Source organism: Cupriavidus sp. 86D6 (assembly GCF_057815095.1).
Map to the genome: position 1 here is coordinate 1 of NZ_JBYPSB010000004.1, position 19,277 is coordinate 19,277.

8 protein-coding genes are annotated in these 19,277 nt (G+C 65.4%); 3 read left to right on the top strand and 5 right to left on the bottom strand.

The annotated features are described in order from the left end of the window. From AC3G88_RS11210 to msrB, 4 genes are all read right to left on the bottom strand, one after another. Positions 1–10,634 (bottom strand): autotransporter-associated beta strand repeat-containing protein (locus AC3G88_RS11210; protein WP_488893393.1); only part of this gene is annotated, 10,634 nt, incomplete at its 3' end. A 705-nt stretch (positions 10,635–11,339) separates the two neighbouring features. Beyond that, positions 11,340–12,071 carry a peptide-methionine (S)-S-oxide reductase MsrA gene (msrA, locus tag AC3G88_RS11215; RefSeq protein ID WP_488772840.1) on the bottom strand — a complete coding sequence of 244 codons (732 nt, stop codon included), beginning with the start codon at positions 12,069–12,071 and terminating at the stop codon, positions 11,340–11,342. A 26-nt stretch (positions 12,072–12,097) separates the two neighbouring features. Next, the gene (locus AC3G88_RS11220; protein ID WP_488772841.1) at positions 12,098–13,945 is read right to left on the bottom strand and encodes a cytochrome c biogenesis protein DipZ; all 1,848 of its coding nucleotides are present in this window, start codon (positions 13,943–13,945) and stop codon (positions 12,098–12,100) included. 44 nt (positions 13,946–13,989) lie between these two features. Further along, positions 13,990–14,508: a peptide-methionine (R)-S-oxide reductase MsrB gene (msrB, locus tag AC3G88_RS11225; protein ID WP_488772842.1), complete on the bottom strand. Its 519-nt coding sequence runs from the start codon at positions 14,506–14,508 to the stop codon at positions 13,990–13,992. 186 nt (positions 14,509–14,694) lie between these two features. Between msrB and AC3G88_RS11230 the strand changes: the two genes are divergently transcribed. Beyond that, on the top strand, positions 14,695–15,438 hold the full coding sequence (locus AC3G88_RS11230; RefSeq protein ID WP_153948425.1) for a response regulator transcription factor: 744 nt from the start codon (positions 14,695–14,697) through the stop codon (positions 15,436–15,438). Beyond that, entirely contained in the window at positions 15,435–16,886 is a 1,452-nt protein-coding gene (locus AC3G88_RS11235) for a sensor histidine kinase (RefSeq protein ID WP_488893394.1), read from the top strand. The genes AC3G88_RS11230 and AC3G88_RS11235 overlap by 4 nt, the downstream gene beginning before the upstream one ends. Before the next feature lie 52 nt (positions 16,887–16,938). Here the strand turns inward: AC3G88_RS11235 and AC3G88_RS11240 are convergent, their stop codons facing one another. Beyond that, positions 16,939–17,850 (bottom strand): LysR substrate-binding domain-containing protein, encoded by a 912-nt coding sequence (locus AC3G88_RS11240; protein WP_488772844.1) that lies wholly within the window; start codon positions 17,848–17,850, stop codon positions 16,939–16,941. 121 nt (positions 17,851–17,971) lie between these two features. Between AC3G88_RS11240 and eno the strand changes: the two genes are divergently transcribed. Beyond that, on the top strand, positions 17,972–19,249 hold the full coding sequence (eno, locus tag AC3G88_RS11245) for a phosphopyruvate hydratase (RefSeq protein ID WP_488772845.1): 1,278 nt from the start codon (positions 17,972–17,974) through the stop codon (positions 19,247–19,249). The last annotated feature ends 28 nt before the right edge of the window (positions 19,250–19,277 follow it).

A 19,277-nucleotide genomic window follows, 5' to 3' on the forward strand; every position in this document is an offset into this window, starting at 1 on the left:
GCGGCGCTGGCGGCGGTGATGGCAGGGTCGTTGTTCGCACCCAGGGCGACACCGAGCGTGGAGCCTGTGTCCTGCGTGAGGGCGTTGGCCACGTTGAGCTGCGCGTTGCCGTCGATGGCCGTGGTGGCGCCGCTGGCGGTGGTGAGGCTCTCGGCATTGAATATCCCGGTCTGCGCGAAGCGCAGCGTACCGGCATCGACCGCGACGGTACCCTGCGTGCCGCCGCCGGTCAGCGTGGCGGTGCCGGTGCCGGACTTGGTGAGGCTGCCGGTGCCGGACAGGGCGTTGGCCAGGGTACTGTCGTCGGCGAAGGCAAGCTGCAGGGCGGCGGTGTTGGCCACGGCGCCGGTTCCCATGGCGCTGCCGCTGGTGGCAATCAGCGTGCCGTCGGAGAGGGTGGTGCCGCCGGTATAGGTGTTGGTGCCCGAGAGCGTGAGCGCGCCGGTTCCGGTCTTGGTGAGCTGGCCGGCGCCGCCGATGATCCCCGAGAACTCCGTGTCGCTGGTGTTGTTGGCCGTCAGCACCGTGGTGTCGAGCGTGCCGGTGGCGATGGTACCGGCGCCGGACAAGTTTCTGGCGGTCTGGCTGAAGTCATTGAGCGCGAGGGTGGCGCCGCTGGCGATGGAGACCCCGCCGCTCGTGGCAAACGCATCGGCGATGCCGGCCGCCAGCGTGCCGGCGTTGACGGTGGTGAGCCCGGTATAGGTGTTCTTGGCCGACAGGGTCAGCGTACCGTCACCGGCCTTGGTCAGATCGTGGCCGTTCCATTCCGTTGCCGACGCGGTCTGATCGGCGAGCACGACATCGACGTTGAAGGCGTCGGTGGCATTGGTCAGCGTGAAGAGTCCATTGCCGAGCGCCGTGCCGGCCTGCCAGGTGAGGCCGAAGCCGACGTTGTAGTCGAGGTTGTCGGCGCTCTTGCGTCCGGCCAGCGTCAGGTAGTCGACGGCACTGGCGGCGCCGCCGAGGTTGACGGTGGTGAAGTCGCCGGTGATGCCGTCGGTGGTGTGGATGACCCTGAACAAGGTGCTGGTCAACGCGCTGGCGGTGTCGGGTGCACTGGCGGAGAAGCCGGTGATGTTCAGCGTACCGGCCAGGGTGGCGCTGGCGGCGGTGATGGCAGTGTTGTTGTTCGCACCCAAGGCGACCCCGAGCGTGGAGTCTGCGTCCTGCGTGAGGGCGTTGGCTACGTTGAGCTGCGCGTTGCCGTCGATGGCGGTGGTGGCGCCGCTGGCGGTGGTGAGGCTGTCGGCGGTGAAGACGCCATCTTGCGCAAAATTCAGCGTACCGGCATCGACCGCGACGGTACCCTGCGTGCCGCCGCCGGTCAGCGTGGCGGTGCCGGCACCGGTCTTGGTGAGGCTGCCGGTGCCGGACAGGGCGTTGGCCAGGGTGCTGTCGTCGGCGAAATCGAGCTGTAGGGCGGCGGTGTTGGCCACGGCGCCGGTTCCCATGGCGCTGCCGCGGGTGGCAATCAGCGTGCCGTCGGAAAGGGTGGTGCCGCCGGTATAGGTGTTGGAGCCAGAGAGCGTGAGCGCGCCGGTCCCCGTCTTGGTGAGTTGACCGGCGCCGCCGATGATGCCGGAGAAGGCCGTGTCGCTGGTGTTGTTGGCCGTCAGCACGGTGGTGTCCAGCGTGCCGGTGGCGATGGTACCGGCGCCGGTCAGATTGTTGGCGGTCTGGCTGAAGTCGTTCATGGCCAGGGTCGCGCCCGCGTTGACCGTGACCGCGCTGCTCGTGGCAAACGCATCGGCGATGCCGGCGGCCAGTGTGCCGGCGCTGACGGTGGTCAGTCCGGTATAGGTGTTCTTGGCCGACAGGGTCAGTGTGCCGGCGCCAGCCTTGGTCAGATCGTGGCCGTTCCATTCCGTTGCCGACGCGGCCTGATCGGCCAGCACGACATCGACGTTGAAGGCGTCGGCGGTATTGGTCAGCGTGAAGAGTCCATTGCCGAGCGTGGCGCCAGCCTGCCACGTAAGCCCGAAGCCGACGTTGTAGTCGAGGTTGTCGGCGCTCTTGCGTCCGGCCAGTGTCAGGTAATCCACGGCACTGGCGGCGCCCCCGAGATTGACGGTGGTGAAGTCGCCGGTGATGCCGTCGGTGGTGTGGAGTACCGTGAAATGCGTGCCGGTCAGTGCGCTGGCCGTGGTCGGGGCTGCCGTGGTGTATCCGCTGAGGCTCAAGGTGCCGGCCAGGGCCGCGCTCTTGGCGGTAATGACCGGCTGGCTGCTGGCGAGCAGCGCGTTGCGTTCGGCGGTAGCGGCATTGCTGCCGGCATCGATCGCGACGCTGAGCGTGGAGCCGGAGGTCTGCGTGAAGGCATCGGCCACGTTGAGCTGCGCGGTGGCATCGATGGCGGTGGTGGCACCGCTGGCGGTGGAGAGGCTCTCGGCATTGAATATCCCGGTCTGCCCGAAGCGCAGCGTACCGGCATCGACCGCGACGGTACCCTGCGTGCCGCCGCCGGTCAGCGTGGCGGTGCCGGCACCGGTCTTGGTGAGGCTGCCGGTGCCGGACAGGGCGTTGGCCAGGGTACTGTCGTCGGCGAAGGCAAGTTGCAGGGCGGCGGTGTTGGCCACGGCGCCGGTTCCCATGGCGTCGCCGCTGGTGGCAATCAGCGTGCCGTCGGAGAGGGTGGTGCCGCCGGTGTACGTGTTGGAGCCAGAGAGCGTGAGGGCACCGGTCCCCGTCTTGGTGAACGTGCCGGCGCCGCCGATGATCCCCGAGAACTCCGTGTCGCTGGTGTTGTTGGCCGTCAGCACCGTGGTGTCGAGCGTGCCGGTGCCGATGGTACCGGCGCCGGTCAGATTGTTGGCGGTTTGGCTGAAGTCATTGAGCGCGAGGGTGGCACCGCTGGCGATTGAGACCGCGCCGCTGCTGGCGAAGGCATCGGCGATGCCAGTGGCCAGCGTGCCGGCGCTGACGGTGGTGAGCCCCGTATAGGTGTTCTTTGCCGACAGGGTCAGCGTGCCGTCCCCCGCCTTGGTCAGGTCCTTGCCGTTCCATCCGGTGGCCGATGAGGCCTGGTCTGCGAGTACGACATCGACGTTGAAGGCGTCGGGTGGGCCGGTGAGCGTGAACGCGCCGTTCCCCATCGTGGGGCCAGCCTGCCAGGTGAGGCCGAAGCCGACGTTGTAGTCGAGGTTGTCGGCGCTCTTGCGTCCGGCCAGCGTCAGGTAATCCACGGCGCTGGCGGCGCCGCCGAGGTTGACGGTGGTGAAGTCGCCGGTGATGCCGCCGGTGGTATGGATGACCCTGAACAGGGTATCGGCCAATGCGCTGGCGGTGGCAGGTGCCGCGGTCGTGTATCCGCTGATGTTCAGCGTGCCGGCCAGGGTGGCGCTGGCGGCGGTGATGGCAGGGTCGTTGTTCGCACCCAGGGCGACCCCGAGCGTGGAGCCAGTCGCCTGGGTGAGTGCGTTGGCCACATTGAGCTGCGCGTTGCCGTCGATGGCCGTGGTGGCGCCGCCGGCGGTGGTGAGGCTGTCGGCATTGAATATCCCGGTCTGCCCGAAGCGCAGCGTACCGGCATCGACCGCGACGGTACCCTGCGTGCCGCCGCCGGTCAGCGTGGCGGTGCCGGTGCCGGACTTGGTGAGGCTGCCGGTGCCGGAGAGGGCATTGGCCAGGGTACTGTCGCTGGCGAAGGCGAGTTGCAGGGCGGCTTTGTTGGCCACGGCGCCGGCTCCCATGGCGCTGCCGCTGGTGGCAATCAGCGTGCCGCCCGATATGGTGGTGCCGCCGATGTACGTATTAGTACCGGTGAGTGTGGCGGTGCCGTCATCGGTCTTGGAGACGCTGCCGGTGCCGGAAATGGTGTTGGCCAGGGTGCTGTCGCTGGCGAAGGCGAGCTGCAGGGCGGCGTTGTTGGTCACCGAACCCGTGCCCATGGCACTGCCGCTGGTGGCGACCAGCGTGCCGCCCGAGATGGTGGTGCCGCCGGTGTAGGTATTGGCACCGGCCAGCGTGAGCGCGCCCGTTCCCGTCTTGGTGAGCTTGCCGGCGCCGCCGATCACACCGGAGAAGGCCGTGTCGCTGGTGCTGTTGGCCGTCAGCACCGTGGTGTCGAGCGTGCCCGTGGCGATGGTACCGGCGCCTGACAGGTTCCTGGCGGTCTGGCTGAAGTCGTTCATGGCCAGCGTGGCGCCGCTGGCGATGGAGACCGCGCCGCTGCTGGCAAACGCATCGGCGATGCCGGCGGCCAGCGTGCCGGCGCTGACGGTGGTGCGTCCCGTATAGGTGTTCTGGGCCGACAGGGTCAGCGTACCGTCGCCGGCCTTGGTCAGGTCCTTGCCGTTCCATTTGGTGGCCGATGCGGCCTGGTCGGCGAGTACGACGTCGACGTTGAAGGCGTCGGTGGCATCGGCCAGCGTGAAGACGCCGTTGCCGAGCGTTTTCCCGGCCTGCCAGGTGAGGCCATATCCGACGCTGTAGTCGAGGTTGTCGGTGCTCTTGCTGGCGGCAATGGTCAGGTAGTCCACGGCGCTGGCGGCGTCCCCGAGGTTGACGGTGGCGAAGTCACCGGTAATGCCGTCGGTGGTGTGAAGTATCGTGAAGTGCGTGCCCGCCAGCGCACTGGCCGAGACGGGGGCCGCGACGGTGTATCCGCTGACGTTCAGCGTGCCGGCCAGGGTGGCGGAGCCTGCAGTGACAGCGGGATCGTTGCTGGCACCCAGGGCGACAGTGAGCGTGGAATCGGAGGCTTGCGTGAAGGCATTCGACACGTTCAGCTGTGCCTTGCTGTCGATGGCCGTGGTGGCGCCACTGGCGGTGGTGACAGTGCCGGCGGTGAAGGTGCCGGTCTGGCCGAAACGCAAGGTGCCGGCGTTAACGGCAATGGCGCCCTGGGTACCCACCGCGCCCAGGGTGGCCGCGCCGGTACCCGTCTTGATGAGGCTGCCAGTGCCGGACAGGGTGTTGGCCAGGGCGCCGTCGCTGGCGAAATCGAGTTGCAGTGCCGCATTGTTGGCCACGGCGCCGGTGCCTATGGCGCTGGCATTGGTGGCCACCAGCCTGCCATCGGAGACCGTGGTGCCGCCGGTATAAGTGTTGGAGCCAGAGAGAGTCAGCGTGCCTGTGCCGGTCTTGGCCAGCTGGCCGGCCCCGCCGATGATCCCGGAGACGGCCGTGTTGCTGGTGTTGTTGGCGGTCAGCACTGTTGTGTCGAGGGAACCCAGGCTGATTGTGCCGGCGCCGGACAGGTTCCTGGCCGTCTGGCTGAAGTCATTGAGCGCGAGGGTGGCGCCACTGGCGACAGAGACCGCGCCGCTGCTGGCGAAGGCATCGGCGATGCCGGCCGTCAGCGTGCCGGCGCTGACGGTAGTCAGCCCGGTATAGGTGTTCTTGGCCGACAGGGTCAGCGTACCGGCGCCGGCTTTGGTCAGATTCTTGCCATTCCATCCCGTGGCCGACGCGGCGTGGTCGGCAAGCACGACATCGGCGTTGAAATTGTCGGTGGCATTGGTCAGCGTGAAGACGCCGTTGCCGCGCGTGGCGCCGGCCTGCCATGTCAGGCCGAAGCCGACGTTGTAGTCGAGGTTGTCGGCGCTCTTGCGTCCAGACAGCGTCAGGTAGTCGACCGTGCTAGCCGCCCCGCCGAGGTCCACGGCACTGAAGTCGCCGGTGATGCCATCGGTGGTGTGGAGCACGGTGTACCGGATGTCGGCCAGCGCGCTGGCCGAGGTTGGGGCCGGGGTGGTGTATCCGGTGATGTTCAGGGTGCCGGCCAGCGCGGCGGACCCTGCGGTGACGGCAGGGTTGTTGCCGGTGCCGACCGCAACGTTGAGGATGGAACCGGATGCCTGCGTGAAGGCATTCGCCACGCTGAGCTGTGCCCTGTTGTCGAGGGTGGTGGTGGCGCCGCTGGCGGTGGTGAGGCTGTCGGCATTGAATATCCCGGTCTGCGCGAAGCGCAGCGTACCGCCATCGACCGCGACGGTACCCTGCGTGCCGCCACCGGTCAGGGTGGTGGTGCCCGTGCCGGTCTTGGTGAGGCTGCCCGTGCCGGAGAGGGCGTTGGCCACGGTGCCGTCGCTGGCGAAGTCGAGTTGCAGGGCCGCATTGTTGGCCACGGCACCGGTGCCCATGGCGCTGCCGCTGGTGGCAATCAGCGTGCCGTCGGAGACGGTGGTGCCGCCGGTGTAGGTGTTGGTACCCGAGAGCGTGAGCGCACCCGTTCCCGTCTTGGTGAGCTTGCCGGCACCGCCGATGATCCCGGAGAACTCCGTGTCGCTGGCGTTGCTGGCGGTCAGCACGGTAGTGGCGAGGGAGCCCAGGGTGATCGTGCCGGCGCCTGACAGGTTGTTGGCGGTCTGGCTGAAATTGTTCAGCGCGAGCGTGGCGCCACTGTCCACGGAGACCGCGCTGCTGCTGGCAAAGGCATCGGCGATGCCGGCCGACAGCGTGCCGGCGCTGACGGTGGTGAGTCCCGTATAGGTGTTCTTGGCCGACAGCGTCAGCGTACCGGCGCCGGCCTTGGTCAGATCGTGGCCATTCCATCCCGTGGCCGACGCGGTCTGGTCGGCGAGCACGACATCGGCGTTGAACTTGTCGGCGGTATTGGTCAGCGTGAAGAGCCCATTGCCGAGCGTCGTGCCGGCCTGCCACGTGAGCCCGTAGCCGACGTCGTAGTCGAGGTTGTCGGCGCTCTTGCGTCCGGCGAAGGTCAGATAGTCGACGGCACTGGTAGTGTCGCCCAGATCGACGGCAGTGAAATCGCCGGTGATGCCACCGGTGGTATGGATCACCCTGAACAGGGTATTGGCCAGCGCACTGGCGGTGGCAGGTGCCGCGGTGGTGTATCCGCTGATGTTCAGGGTGCCGGCCAGTGTGGCGGACCCCGCGGTGACGGCAGGGTTGTTGCCGGTGCCGACAGCAACGTCGAGGCTGGAACCGGATGCCTGGGTGAAGGCATTCGCCACGCTCAGCTGCGCCTTGTTGTCGATGGCCGTGGTGGCGCCGCTGGCGGTAGCGAAGCTGGCGGCGTTGAACGCCCCAGTCTGGCCGAAACGCAATGTGCCGGCTTCGACAGAGACAGCACCCTGGTTACCCGGGGTACTCAGGGTGGCCGTACCGGTACCGGTCTTTGTGAGGCTACCGGTACCCGACAGGGCGTTGGCCAAGGTGCTGTCGCTGGAGAAGTCGAGTTGCAGGGTGGCGTTGTTGGCGATGGCGCCGGTACCGAGGCTGTTGCCGCCCGTGGCCACCAGCCTGCCGCCCGAGACGGTGGTGCCGCCACTGTAGGTGTTGGTGCCGGATAGTGTCAGCGCACCGGTTCCGGTCTTGGTGAGCTTGCCGACGCCGCCGATCACGCCGGAGAACGCCGTGTCACCGCTGTTGCTGGCCGTCAGCGTTGTCGTGTCCAGTGTTCCCAGGTTGATCGTGCCGGCGCCTGACAGGTTCTTGGCCGTCTGGCTGAAGTTGTTTAGCGCGAGAGTGGCGCCGCTGGCAACGGAGACCGCGCTGCTCGTGGCGAACGCATCGGCGATGCCGGCGCTCAGCGTCCCCGCGTTGACGGCTGTCTGACCCGTATAGGTATTCTTGGCCGACAGGGTCAGTGTGCCGGCGCCCGCCTTGGTCAGATTCTTGCCGTTCCAGCCGGTCGTTGACGCCGACTGATCGGACAGCGCGGTATCGACATCGAACGTATCGGATGCCGCAGTCAGTGTGAACGCTCCGTTGCCAAGCGACGTGCCGGCGTACCAGGCAAGGCCGAAGCCGAGGTTGTAGTCGAGGTTGTCGGCGCTCTTGTGGGCGGAGAGGACCAGGTAGTCCCTCGCGCCGGACGCCCCACTGAGGTCGATGGCGGAGAACGTTCCGGTGATGCCATCGGTGGTGTGGAGGATCGTGTACTGCGAGGTATCCAGCTCGCTCGCTGAGTCTGGCGGTGTGCCGCTGAAGCCGGCAACGTGCAGCGAGCCACTGACCGCGGCGGACTTTGCGGTGATCAGGGGCGAGTTCGCCGAGCCGACATCCACATTCAGCGTGGACCCGGCTGCCTGTGTGAATGTCTGACCAATCTGCAGCTGTGCGTTGGAACCCAGCGTCGTGGTTGCATCGCTGGCGGTGGTCATATTGTTCGCAACGGCAAAAATACCCTCCTGGTCGAAATGCAGGGTGCCGCCGTTGACGTTGACGGTTCCCGCGCCAGAATCCACCGAGGTCAGGGTCGCGGTGCCCGCGCCGGTCTTCAGCAGGGTGCCGGAGCCGGAGATCCGGTTGGCCAGCGTATTGGCATCGGCAAAATCGAATTGCAGGGTGCCGTTATTTGTGAGCGCGCCCGTGCCGATGGCGCCGCTGTTGCTGGCGCGCAGTGTTCCGGCCGAAATCATTGTGCCGCCGCCGTAACTGTTGGACGTGCCCGAAAGTGTCAAGGTACCCGTGCCAGACTTCGTCAGGGAGCCGGTGCCGGTGATGTCCCCTGAATAGGTCGTGCTGGTGCTGCCGCTGGCGGTCAGTGTTGCCGAACCAAGGAGTATGGAACCCGCGCCGGAAAGATTCTGCGCAGTCTGGTTGAGATTATCTGCGCTCATGTCGAGGGTGCCATCCACCACGACATTCCCGCTGCTTGCAAATGCATTGGCCACGGTTCCGGCAAGGGTGGAGCCCGTGTTGATATTCGTCGTTCCGGTATAGCTGTTCCCGGATGATGACAGCTGCAGTGTTCCACCGCCCTGGATATTGAGGCCGCCCGTGCCGGCCAGCCGGCCGCTCACGTTCAGTGCGGAGCCGGTAGCGATATTGGCGAGAACCGTACCGATGAGGTTGATGTTGCCAGATGAAGCCAGTGTGCCGCTGCCGGAAAATTGCGCGCCGCTCTGGAAGTTGATGTTCGTGGCATCGAGCGTGAAAAGACCGTTGTTGATCTGGACTTGCCCCCCATTCTGGACTGTCAGGTTCAAGGCCCTGAGGCTGGTATTGTCGTTGCCCTGGAGCGTGCCAGCGGCAACAGTAAATGTTCCTGACGACGTGTTGCCGTATTTCACGCCATCGGCCAGGATGAAATTGCCGTCCTGCACTGTGGTATTGGCTGTGATATTAGAGTCGTAATTGGACGTGGTGCCGTTGTCTCCATAAAAGACAACATCGCCGGCCCCCGTCTTGTTGACCGTCACGGTGGAACCGGCAACGGAAGATATCGGATCGCGAAGCTGAATCTGATAACCGGCGCTGGCACTCAGGTTAAATGTGCCCGACGACCCGAGATAAATGCCGTTGGGGGTCCCGGTTCCAGTGATGGGGTTGTAGGCCCCATCCACCTGGACACCGTGCCGGTTGCCCTGGAACAGGATATTTTCGGTGGCTGCATTCAGTGAGATGGTTCCGGACTGCAAGTAGATTGCCCCACCGTTTCCCGTAGCCGAATTGTTGAGAAACTGTGTGCCTGACGACAGGCTTAGCAGTGCGCCGGAAGCGTCATAGTAAATCGCGCCGCCATTTGCCGAGCCGCTTCCCGATCCGGTTTTCGCGACGACGTTGTTCTGGAATAGCGCCGGGCCGCCAAAAATATACCGGTAATTGTAGGAATTCCCATTTCCAAATGCGCTGATTGCGCCGCCGTATGCGGACCCCCCCGAGCCAGTGGACGCCACGTAGTTGCCGTCGAATGTGACCGGTCCATTGAACCTGACGACCGATGCGCCGGAGCCCGGGCTCGTGTAGCCGATGTTGATGGCCCCTCCGCGAGGATTTCCAGAGCCGGTGGAAGACGACTCGACATAGTTTCTCGTGAAGCTGGCGCTGTCGTTGAAGGTGAGTGTCGAGGCGCCACCCCATATATCGATGGCTCCCCCGAAATACCTGACTGCATAATTTCTGTTGAATGTCGTTTTTCCATTGAAAGTCAGCTCTCCGTTGTTCTGGTACATGGCGATCGCACCGCCATAATTCGCGGTCGAGTTGGAATTGAATACATATTCACCATTAAAAACCATGGTGCCAGCGCGCATGGAAAGAACCCCGGCGCCGTCACCCGTGGAAGTGTTGTTGCTGAAAGTCACCTTGTTGTCGCCTGTGCCGGCGGTAACATTCACTACCGTGCTGCCGGTTGTGCCGTCCAGATAGAATACATTGCCGAACGCGCCGGTTAATCCGTCGAATGTGACGTTATTCACGAATATATTGGAGGTTCGTGTGCCGCCGGTATTATAGAATATTGCCTGGTCGTCATTTGCCGTTTGTCCGAATTTCAGGTTGGATAGCGTGACGGAGTTGTTGTTGATGCTGGATGAGTTGTAGTTCAGAACATTATTGGCGGCGCGCGTGATGGTATTCCCGTTCCCGTCAATCGACAGTATCGAGTGCCCCGCGGTATTTACGGATACTGAGTTATTCCAGGTTGCCCCGGAAGTGATCTGAAAGGAATTGCTGGTGTCGGACCGGTTGGGGGTTCCCGAAGTGCTGCCATTCAGATAACTGCCGGTATCCGTTGCGACAGGTATGGGAGTCTGTGCTTCTGCAGAAGAAGACAGTGCCGGATTGAATAATTGCCCGATCAGCATGGCGAGAGCGAGATTATTGTGCCTCGGGGTGATCTGCGAGGCGGATTTTTTGCCGTTCCTCATTCTTGCGGCAGCACTTCCCCTGCAATTGCGCGGTTGACCGGCAACTGTTTTTGCGGAGTCAGTCAGTGTCATGGTTTTTATCAACCTCGGTTATTATGACGTGGTCTGATTGGCTGCTTTACGAGAATAAGGATATGGATTTCCGTGCGTTGCAAATTCTGTCGCATTTGGCGGGTATTAAAAACCGATGCGACGGATCGGTCATGCTGAGTGTATATGGTGATAATAATAAATCCAGTTCGTTGTCTGTATATATGGATCGATTATCGTGATGATCAGAAATCCTTGCTGTGAGAGGGATTTGCGATTTTGGCTGCGAGCGACTATATATAGGCCAGTAGCGGGGCGCCGGCGATGCCAGCAAGGGCGGTTCGCTACTGAAAATGAGGAAAATCTGGATAATCAAGAAAATCAGGCGATTTTCCGGATTTGAATACTGACCATGTGGAAATCTGAAGCCACCCGAATGGGGAACCCGTAAGGCGGAACTGTTCGGGAGAGGAGGGAGGAGAGCGTGGACAGTGAGGAGTGGAGCGGAGAGCGCTTGCAGCGTGCCGAGGTGAATTGCTGCAACGCTTCCTTACATTTCAGACATGTGTCTTGGTCCTGTGATGGTCTAGCCTGTGCTCATTGTGTCAATGCAGTTTGTACTGGCGAAACATCGACGAATGACGTGGCGAGACATACTTCTGATCGGCTCTGGATGGGTGGGAGCCTGCCTGGCGGCAGGCTGGTTTCTGACGTCGGTGGTCAAGGTGATGGGCTGAGTGGCATCCGTTATTTCCCCTTGGACACCAGCATCGGTTCATTCCGGTACACGTCCGGAAACATCGTCTTCAGGTTGCCGATCTTTGGCAGGTCATTGATGACGATGTATGGATAGTTCGGGTTGTTGGCCAGAAAGTCCTGATGGTAGGGCTCGGCGGGATAGAACCCCTTGTAGTCCTCGACACGCGTCACGATCGGCGCCTTGAATGACTTGGCCGCGCCGAGCTGCGTGATGTAGGACGATGCCACCGAGCGTTGCTCGGGCGAGAGCGGGAAGATCGCCGAACGGTACTGTGTGCCGTAGTCCGGTCCCTGACGATTCAGTTGTGTCGGATCGTGGGCGACGGAGAAGAAGACCTGCAGCAGCTTGCCATAGCTGATTTGGGTCGGGTCGTAGCGGATCTCGACGGATTCCGCATGGCCCGTCATCCCGGTGCCGACTTGCTCATATTGCGCAGTGCCCGCGGCGCCGCCGGCGTAACCGGACACCACCCGTGTCACGCCGCGGACATGCTGAAACACGCCTTGCACACCCCAGAAGCAGCCGCCGGCGAATACCGCGGTTTCGCTGTGGCTGGTGCCCGGTTTCTCGTCGACCGTTGGCGCGGGAATCTTCACCGCGGCTTCCGCCGAGACGGCAGGCAGCTTCCACGTTACCGCCACGGCTGCCAGCAAGGCCAGGCCGGTGAGCTTGAGTGCGGTGGGGCGGGTCCAGTGTTGCAGGATGGCGGTGGGTTTCATGATCTGCTTTCTCCGAAATGGATGGATCAGCCGAACGTGAAGGCGTAGGCCTGCACGCCGGCGTCAAGGAATTCGATGGTGAACGTGCGATCGCGGATGTCGCCGCGCTGCCGCACAAGCTGGTACAGCCGCTGGCCGGTGACCTTGCCGCTGCCATCGGCTGCCACGTCGGTGCCGTGGGAGGCGCCTGGAGCGTGGCCATCGATCGTCACGCGAAAGCGCACCGGCTTGCCGTCCGTACCGGGGCCCAGCACAAGATGCAGGTCGCGGGCATGGAAGCGGTAGACGATGCGCCCGTTGGCACGTTCCAGCGATGCCTGTTCCTGCCCCACCTTCCAGCCGCCAGCCAGACCCCATTCGTTGAGCGAGAGACTGGCCGGGGTGGTGTAGTCCCGGGTCTGGTCCTGCTGCGCGCCGCCGGGCGACACGAAGTGCTCGGCGCGCGCATAGCCGACGTAGGTTTCCGCCGAGCGCATCGTGTCGTTGTCGGCGGGCATCTCCACACCCTGCATGGCGGTGCCGCCGGTCGTCGCGACCTTGGTCACGTCCGTGTGGCCGGCTTCGGCCAGCAGTTGCCGGATCACGGCTTCTGACTTGGCATAGTCGCCTTCGCCGAAATGGTGGAAGCGCACGCGTCCCTGGGCGTCGATGAAGTAATGCGCCGGCCAGTAGTTGTTCTGGAACGCGCGCCAGATGGCGTAGTTGTTGTCGATCGCGACCGGGTAGGTCACGCCCAGGTCCTTCGCGGCCTTGCGGACGTTGTCGACATTGCGCTCGAAGGCGAACTCGGGCGCATGCACGCCGATCACCACCAGCCCCTGGTCGCGATACTTCTCCGCCCATGCCTTCACGTACGGCAGCGAGCGCAGGCAGTTGATGCACGAATACGTCCAGAAATCGACCAGCACGACCTTGCCACGCAGGGCCTCTGCCGTGAGCGGCGGCGAATTCAGCCACGCCACCGCGCCATCGACACCGGGAAACTTGCCTTCGACCGGCAGATCCGATGCGGGGCCGGCCGCGGCGCGCATCATCATCGACCCGCCGGATGCCTCGGGCGTGGCCGACATCGCCATGGTGTTCTGTGCCATCGCCTGGGGCTTGGCCTGCATCATCATCGCGCCGCCACCGCCGTTGCCGGCGTCCTTGCGGCCCGCGAACGCATCGACCAGCCGCTGTTCCAGCCCGCCGGTGGCCACCGTGGAAATGCGCGTGAGGATGCCGGTATCGAGCCCGAGCGCGATGGCGCCCACACCCACAAGCATGGCGGCGCCGATGCCGCGCCGGATCCATTCGCCCGCGCCGAGCGACCGCTTCATGGCGGCGAACACGCGGCCGCCCACCAGCAGTGCCACGGCCAGCGAGGTGGCGGCCCCGGCGGCATAGGCGAGCAGCAGCAGGGTGGTGCCGATGCTGGCCCCTTGCAGGGCGGCGCCTGTCAGCACCAGGCCCAGGATCGGTCCCGCGCAGGGCGCCCAGAGCAGGCCGGTGGCGATGCCGAGCAGGAACGACGACGCCGGGCTGGCCGGGCGTCCGTCGGCCTGGGCGAAGTTTGTCAGGCGGCTGCCGGCACGCACCAGCGGCTGGGTCAGCCGTTCGGCCAGGCTCGGCAGCAGCAGCGTCACGCCGAACACGGCTAATAGTGCGATGGCCAGCCAGCGGCCGAGTTCATTGGCCTGCGCCACCCAGCCGCCGCCCACGGCGGCCAGCGTGGCCACGCCGGCGAACGTGATGCCCATGCCGGCCAGCAGGGGCAGCCCGCTGCGCACGAACGGCTGGTCGGCCCGCGCGAAGACGAAGGGCAGGACGGGCAGGATGCAGGGGCTCAGGATCGTCAGGACCCCGCCCAGGTAGGCAAGTATCAGCAGCAGCATGGCGTAGTGCTCGTGGTCAGTGGCCAGGGGTGTCGGCCGGTCAGTCAGGCGGCCGCCGGCCGGAAGGTCATCGCCACGCCGTTCATGCAGTAGCGCAGGCCGGTGGGCTTGGGGCCGTCATCGAAGACATGGCCCAGGTGACCGCCGCAGCGGCGGCAATGCACGGCGGTGCGAATCATCCCGAACGTCACGTCCTGGGTGGTGCCCACCGCATTGGCCAGTGGGGCCCAGAAGCTGGGCCAGCCGGTGCCGCTGTCGAACTTGGTATGCGACGAGAACAGGTCGAGCTGGCATCCCGCGCAGGCAAACACGCCCTTGCGGTGCTCGTCGTTGAGCGGGCTGCTGAACGGCCGTTCCGTGCCTTCCTGCCGCAGCACGTTGTACTGGGCAGCGGTCAGCTTCTTGCGCCAGTCCGCGTCGCTCATGGTCACTTCGAATGTCTCGGGGGCCTGCGGGCCAGTGCCGGCGCTGGCCGGGCCAGCCAGCAGGCGCCAGCCGCCCAGGGCGGCCACCGCGGCGGTCAGGGTGCCGCCGGACAGCAGAAAGCGTCGGGTGATGCGCATGGTGGACTCCGTGCTCGGGAAGGGGTGATCGGATGGTAGGCAACGGGGCGTATCGGAGTCCTCGCCGAACCTTAAACAATTCGTGATAACTGCCTCGGGCGGATTTCTGCACAATAGCGACACATTGCCGATTTCTTGACTCCCGATCTCCCGATCTTTCCCGCGCCCCTGCCCACCCGGTACAACATGGAACACCCGAAACGGATCCTGCTGGTCGAAGACGATGCCGGCATTGCCAACGTGCTGGCCATGCATCTGCGCGACGAACGCTACGAGGTCGTCCACAGTGCCGACGGCGCCGAAGGCCTGCGCCTGCTGGAGCAGGGTGGCTGGGACGCGCTGGTGCTGGACCTGATGCTGCCCGGCGTGGACGGGTTGGAAATCTGCCGGCGGGCGCGCGCGATGACGCGCTACACGCCGATCATCATCACCAGCGCGCGGTCCAGCGAGGTGCACCGCATCCTGGGCCTGGAACTGGGCGCCGACGACTACCTGGCCAAGCCGTTCTCGGTGCTGGAACTGGTGGCACGTGTCAAGGCGCTGCTGCGGCGCGTGGAGGCGATGGCCCGCGATGTGCGTGCCGATGCCGGCAGCCTGGAACTGGCGGGCCTGGCCATCGACCCGCTGGCGCGCCAGGCCTCGGTGGACGGCCGGCGGCTCGATCTCACGCCGCGCGAGTTCGACCTGCTGTACTTCTTCGCGCGCCATCCCGACAAGGTGTTCTCGCGCATGGACCTGCTCAACGCGGTCTGGGGCTATCAGCACGAAGGCTACGAACACACCGTGAACACGCATATCAACCGGCTGCGCACCAAGATCGAGGCGGATCCTGCGCGGCCAATGCGCATCCTGACGGTCTGGCGCCGGGGTTACCGTTTCGTGGCCGACCCGGCAGCCGCGCCATTGGGGGAAGAAGGGGAGCCATCGTGAAGCTGTCGCTGACCCAGCGCCTGTCCGCCGTGTTCGCGGCGCTGCTGCTGGCCTGCTGCGGGGCGTCGGCCTGGCTGCAGGTGCGCGCCAACGCGATGCACGAGAAAGAGGTGATCCAGAGCCTGTCGCGCGGCCTGGCCGCCTACATCGCGCGCAATGCCTTGCTGGAGGACCAGAGTGCCATTGCGCCGCAGGCGCTACGCCAGCTGTTCGGTCAACTGATGGTGGTGAACCCGAGCGTGGAGGTCTATCTGCTGGACGACCAGGGCCATATTCGCGGCCACGATGCGCCCAGCGGCCACCTGATCCGCGATCGGGTCGATCTGGCGCCGATAAGGAAGCTGATCGACGGCGGCGCGCTGCCGATCCTGGGCGACGACCCGCGCAGCGCCTCCGGGCGCAAGGTGTTCAGCGCCGCGCCGTTGCGGCAGGGCGGCTATATCTATGTGGTGCTGATGGGCGAGACGCACGACCGGCTGGCCGCGCGGGCGTCGCAGGATTCGGTCATGCGCACCACATTGTGGTCGATGGCGCTGGTGGCCTCGCTGGGCCTGATCGCCGGCCTGGTGGCGTTTGCGCTGATCACCCGGCCGCTGCGCCGGCTGACCAACGAAATCCGGCAGTTCGATTCCGGCGATGCCTACACCGCCGGCAACCCGCAGGCGACGCCGGCAGAGCCCGTGCCGCGCGACGAAATGGCGGCGCTGGAATCGGCGTTTCGCCAGATGTCGGACCGCATCGACAGCCAGTGGCGCGCGCTCAAGCAGCAGGATCAGGAGCGGCGCGAGATGGTGGCCAATATCTCGCACGATCTGCGCACGCCGCTGACGTCGTTGCACGGCTACCTGGAAACCTTGTCGGTGAAGGCCGACAGCCTGAGCGCGGACGAACGCCAGCGCTATCTGGCGATTGCGCTGGCGCAGAGCGCCAAGGTCGGCGGCCTGGCGCAGGCGCTGTTCGAGCTGGCGCGGCTGGAGCATGGCATGGTGCAGGCCGTACCCGAGGATTTTTCGATGGTTGACCTGACGCAGGACGTGCTCGAAAAATTTGCCTTGCCCGCCGAGGCCAAGCACCTGCAACTGCGCGCCGGGGTGCCCCCCGCGCTGCCGGCCGTGTCGGCCGACCTGGGCATGATCGAACGGGTGCTGACCAATCTGCTGGACAACGCGATCCGGCACACGCCGGCCGGCGGTACGGTGGAAATCGACCTGGCCAGCCAGGACGGCAGGGTGGCGGTTACCGTCAGCGATACGGGGCCGGGCATTCCGCCGGCACTGCGCGAGTCGATCTTCCAGCGGCCGTTTCCGTCGGGCGGCGCGCATCGGGGCGGCGGCCTGGGCTTGCTGATCGTGCAGCGCATGCTGCAGTTGAATGGCAGTCAGGTGAAGCTGGTGGACCGGCAGGGCGGTACGACGCTGACGTTTGCGCTGCGGGCGGCGGCGCGCTAGCGGTCAGGGCTGGCATGGGATGTCCGGCAGCCCTTGGCGGGCCTTTCCTTCGTCATGGCAGGGGCAGCCTGTGACCGCCATCCGGCCCCTCCACGATCTGGCCGCCCAAGCGTACCCTTAGCCAGCCGACGAATGCCGCGATATCGGCGTGAACGCCGGCGCGGATCTGACGCTCGGCCGGCACTGCCATCAGCCCGCCGTCGAACGCCGTGAAGCCATACGGCGCCACCAGCGCGCCCGCATCCAGTTCGCCGCGAATCAGCCGCTGCTCCACCAGCGCCACGCCCAGCCCCGCCAGCGCCGCCTGGATGCACAGATGAGTGTGCGGGAACGTGAGCCCGCCATGGGGCGCGATACGCTTGCCGGTCTTGGCTTCCCATTGATCCCATGCGCTCGACGTGAAATCGTGGGTGATCCGCACGCCCGTGGCGATCTGCCTGGCGTGGGCCGGCGTGCAAACCGGGCCGAACAGGACTGGGGCCAGCGGCATCGCACGCTGCCGATCGGCGGCCGGGTACGACGATAGATCCCACGCGATCACCACATCGGCGCCTTCGGTGCGCATCTCGCGCGCGGAAGTCATCGACAGCCGGATCCGGATATCGGGCCGGACGCGATAAAAATCCGCCAGTTCAGGCACCAGCCAGCGCATCGCGAACGTCGCGCTGCAGGCCACATGCAGTGTAGGACCGCGCGACTGGTCCAGAACGCGGTCGTAGCCTTGCTCCAGCTGGTCGAACACCGCGCGCACCACATCGTAGAACGCACGGCCATGGTCGTTGAGCCGTACGCCGGTGCCGTCACGCTCGAACAGTTCGACGCCCGCATGCTCCTGCAACAGCCGCAACTGCCGGCTGACCGCGCCATGGGTGCGGCACAGTTCCTCGGCGGCGCGCGTGACGGAACCCGTGCGGGCCGTGGCCTCGAACGCGCGCAGCGTGGACATCGGGGGCAGGGTGCGCATGGTGGCTCTGTGAGAAAAACTGACGAATTGAAGAAAATAACGCGATATTCGCCGGGCAGGAAGGTGTCTACGATCCATCCATCGATATTTTTTTCACGAAATCTCACTGGGGGAAGTTGGCATGGCGCGAATCGTGGCGGTGGCGGGACTGGAGGTGCTGGACAGCCGGGGCAACCCGACCGTCGAAGTGGAAGTGACGCTGGACGATGGCGCAAGCGGCCGCGCCATCGTGCCGTCGGGGGCGTCCACCGGCGCGCGCGAGGCGCTGGAACTGCGCGATGGCGATCCGCGCCGTTTTCTGGGGCGGGGCGTGTCGCGGGCCGTGCGGGGGGTCGACACCACCCTGCGCGACGCCCTGCGGGAATGCGACGCCCTGGAACAGGCGCAGGTCGACACCATCATGATCGACGTCGATGGCACGCCCGACAAAAGCCGGCTCGGCGCCAACGCCATGCTTGGCGTGTCACTGGCCGTGGCGCGTGCCGCGGCCTCTTCGAGGCGCCAGCCGCTGTTCGCCAGCCTTGGCGGCGACCGCGCCACGCTGTTGCCGCTGCCGTTGATCAACGTGATCAATGGCGGCGCGCATGCCGATAACGCGCTCGATTTTCAGGAATTTATGATTGCCCCGGTGGGCGCGGCCACATTTACCGATGCGGTGCGCGGCAGTGCCGAGGTATTCCATACGCTGCGCGGCCTGCTCAAGGCCGACGGCCACAACACGAACGTGGGCGACGAGGGCGGCTTCGCGCCTGCGCTGCGCACAGCCGAATCGGCACTGGACTTCCTGGTCGAAGCGATTGGGCGCGCCGGATACCGGGCGGGGCAGGACATCGCGCTGGCCCTGGACCCCGCCGCAAGCGAGCTGTACGCGGACGGGCAGTATTGTTACCCAGGCGAAGGCGTCACGCGTTCGCGCGTCGAGCAGGTGGACTATCTGGTCGGACTGGCAACGCGCTACCCGATCGTGTCGATCGAAGACGGCATGGCCGAGGACGATGCGGAAGGCTGGCAGTTGCTGACGCAGCGGCTGGGCCAGCGTTGCCAGCTGGTGGGCGACGATGTGTTCTGCACCCATCCCACGCTGCTGCGCGAAGGCGTGGATCGGCATATCGCCAACGCCATTCTGGTCAAGCCCAACCAGATCGGCACCCTCAGCGAAATGCTGGCGACGGTACGCGTTGCCCATGGCCATGGCTATGCCGCGGTGATGTCGCATCGCTCGGGCGAGACCGAGGATGTCACGATTGCCGACCTGGCCGTGGCCACGCGCTGCGGGCAGATCAAGACCGGGTCGTTGTCGCGCGCGGATCGTACGGCCAAGTACAACCAGTTGCTGCGCATCGAGCGCATGCTGGGTAGCCGGGGGCGCTATGCGGGCGGCGAGGCCTTGCGGCGCTGATGCCCGGCGACGCCAGGGGACGCCCCCA